Source organism: uncultured Marinobacter sp., assembly GCF_963974375.1.
Classification (GTDB): Bacteria; Pseudomonadota; Gammaproteobacteria; order Pseudomonadales; family Oleiphilaceae; genus Marinobacter.
The window spans coordinates 1-3,156 of sequence record NZ_CAXBDN010000366.1 but is presented as its reverse complement, the minus strand read 5'-3'; the positions used below and the strand labels follow the sequence as shown (position 1 = coordinate 3,156).

Below are 3,156 nucleotides of genomic sequence, written 5' to 3'. Positions count from 1 at the left end.
GAAACCGCCGAACTGGTGATTGCGGCCGTTGGTCATGGGCAGCGTGAGTTCGAGGCGTTTCTGCAGCGGCTGGACGAGCGACTGGGGTCTTTGCAGGGCCACTTCAGCGAGCAGGCAGAAGCTCAGGAAGATCGCCGTTCCGCCTCCGCCACGCTGGAATCATCGGTCCGCCTGGAGCTGGTGACGATCGGCAGCCACATGTCTGAGGCCTCGGATCTGGATGCCTTGCGGGAATCGGTGGGTCAGCATCTGGATACCATCGGTCAGCGCCTGGACGGATTCCGCCAGCAGGAACAGGAGCGTGAGGCTGTGCTGTCCGGCCAGCTGCGGGCCATGCAGGAAAAGCTGGCAGCCATGGAAACCCATTGTGAGCAGATTCGCGAAAAGCTGCAGGAAGAGCGTCAGCGTGCATTGACCGATATTCTGACCGACCTGCCCAACCGCGAAGCCTGGGATGACCGGCTGGTATTCGAGTACGACCGCTGGCGCCGGTATGGTCATCCCATAACACTCTGCGTTCTTGATATCGATCACTTCAAACAGGTCAACGATTCCTATGGTCACAAGGCCGGTGACAAGGTGTTACAGCTGGTTGCCCGTGCGCTCCGGGAGCGTTTGCGAACCACCGACTTTGTAGCCCGGTATGGTGGTGAGGAGTTTGTGGTTCTGCTGCCTGAAACGCGGATGGATGTGGCACGGACTGTTATCGACGATTTGCGGCTGCATATCGGGCAGTTGCCATTTCATTTTCAGGGTCAACCGGTCAATGTGACCTTTTCTGCAGGGCTGTCCTGGTTCCGTGAAGGCGCCGGCCCCGATGTGGTATTCGATGAAGCCGATAAAGCGCTATACCAGGCCAAGCAAAATGGCCGTAACCGGATTGAAATGACGAATCAGCAGGGCACTGAGTAATGTTACGGCGTTATCTGGCAGCGGTCGGGCTGTGCTTCTTTGTCATGTTGGCCCGGGCCGAGCCTGAATTGCCAATGCCGTTCCCGGTGCTGGGGGCGGAGGATCTGGCCTGGCTTGATTCGCTTGAGAGTATCCCGGTCGGTGTGCCCCCGGGCCACACCCCGCTGGCTTTTGGTACGGCGGATGGCTGGCTTGCCGGCACCTACATTGACTACCTCGAGCTGCTGGGCCGCAAACTGCGGACACCGCTCTTACCGCAACTGTTGCCGGCAGCCCGCCAGGGTGAGCCGGCGGATGCGCCATTGGCAAGAATTGCAACCCGGTTACGGGAGTCAGCGGTGCCTGGGGGCTGGCTGCACACCCGGCCACTGATGACCCTGACCTACGGCATTTATGCAGACTCTGGCGACGCCGGTATCCGCCGGATCGGTGATCTGGAGCGACGTCGGATTGCTGTGGTGGCACTGGATGACAGCCAGTTCGCGCTACTTGATCCGGTTGAGTCATTCACCCCGGTGCCGGTTTCAGGTTTTGGTGAAGCGGTGAGCATGGTGCTGTCCGGTCAGGCCGATGCATTCATCGGTCCGGTGCCGGTGGTGCAGGATTATCTGCAATCCGCGTTGATCAATGGCGTCAGTCTGTCCGTGTTGCTGGATCACCAGAAGGTGGATGTGGTCCTGGCCGTGCCGGATTCGGAGTCACAGCTGCATCATGTACTCAACCGGGCAGTGGCCTCTATCGGTCATAATGAGCATCGCACCATTCGCCAGGCCTGGTTGCCGGAGCCGGTTTTCCAGCGCAGTGCCAATGGCGGCCTTGCACTGACCATGGCGGAACAGGAGTGGTTGCGCCGCCACCCGGAGCTGACGGTGGCTTACCGGGACGGCTGGCCGCCCTTTGAATTCAGGGAGGGCGACAATACCCGGGGCCTGGTGCCGGATCTGGTGAATCGCCTGGGCCAGGATCTGGGAGTTGATTTTGTTGATCGCCAGTTAACGGACTGGTCGTCTGCAGAGCAGCTGTTGCGCGAAGGTGCCATTGATGTGCTGCCGGCATTGCCACGGACACCCCGTCGCGAGGACGAGTTTCTGTTCACCCGCAGCTACCTGAATCTGCCGATTGTTCTGGTGATCCGCGATGACGGCCGGTTTATCGGAGATTTGCGGGAGCTGAGAAGCGAGCGCGTGGGCGTGTTGCGCCAGCACGCCTCTCACGACTATCTGCTGATCAATCATCCGGACCTGAACATTTATCCTGTCAGCTCGCTTCAGGAAGGCCTGTTGGCCCTGTCCAATGGCGACCTGGATGTGATGGTGACCCATATACCGGGTGTCAGCTACACGGTGGCCAGACTTGGATTGTCCAATCTCCGGATCACCAGTATCACACCCTATCAGTACGAGCTCCGACTGGCGGTGAACCGTGACCGGCCGGAATTGCTGCGGATTCTCAACAAGGCGCTGGGAAATCTCAGTGCGACGGAAACTGACGCCATCTACAACCGCTGGATTCATCTCGATATTGAGCGCGACCCTGATTACACCGCCATCAAACGGGTCGTACTGATTGCCCTGGTGGTGGTGTTTATCTTTCTTTACTGGAACCGGAAGCTGTCACGGGAAGTGGATGAGCGGATTCGTTCGGAGCATGCGTTGCGGCGCAGTGAAGATGATCTGCGGGCGGCAAAGCTCGAAGCGGAGCGACTGGCGCGGGAGGCAGAAAGTGCCAATCGGGCGAAAAGTGAGTTTCTGGCCAATATGTCCCACGAAATCCGCACCCCGATGAATGCGGTAATCGGCTACGGTGACCTGCTGTCTGCCAGTGTCACGGATCCCAGACAGCAGCATTATCTGGGGGCTATCCAGGCCAGCAGTCGCAGCCTGCTGATGCTGATCAATGACATTCTGGACCTGTCCCGTATCGAGGCGGGCAAGATGCGACTCGAATACGTTCCGGTCTCAGTTCGACGGCTGTTGCAGGATGTGCGTCATATTTTTGATTTGCGGGCCCGGGAGCAGGGGGTCAGCCTGGAAATCAGCGTTGATTCGGAAGTACCTCTGGCCCTGATGCTGGACGAAATCCGTCTGCGCCAGGTGTTATTTAACCTGGTCGGCAACGCCATCAAGTTTACTCACGAAGGTGGTGTAAGCGTTCGGGTGACCGCAGATCCGCTGAGTCAGGACGGTCGTGATACACCGGGACAGTGTCGGCTGTGCTTCACGGTGTCGGATACCGGTGTAGGCA

General features: G+C 59.0%; 2 protein-coding genes. Both read left to right on the top strand.

Annotation, left to right across the window (positions count from 1 at the left end; all coding sequences use genetic code 11):
* A partial coding sequence (locus AAC035_RS20110; protein ID WP_339806894.1) for a diguanylate cyclase occupies positions 1-912 on the top strand: 912 nt, incomplete at its 5' end.
* Positions 912-3,156, top strand: a 2,245-nt coding sequence (locus AAC035_RS20105; protein ID WP_339806893.1) for a transporter substrate-binding domain-containing protein, incomplete at its 3' end; no start/stop codon positions are given. The genes AAC035_RS20110 and AAC035_RS20105, both read left to right, overlap by 1 nt.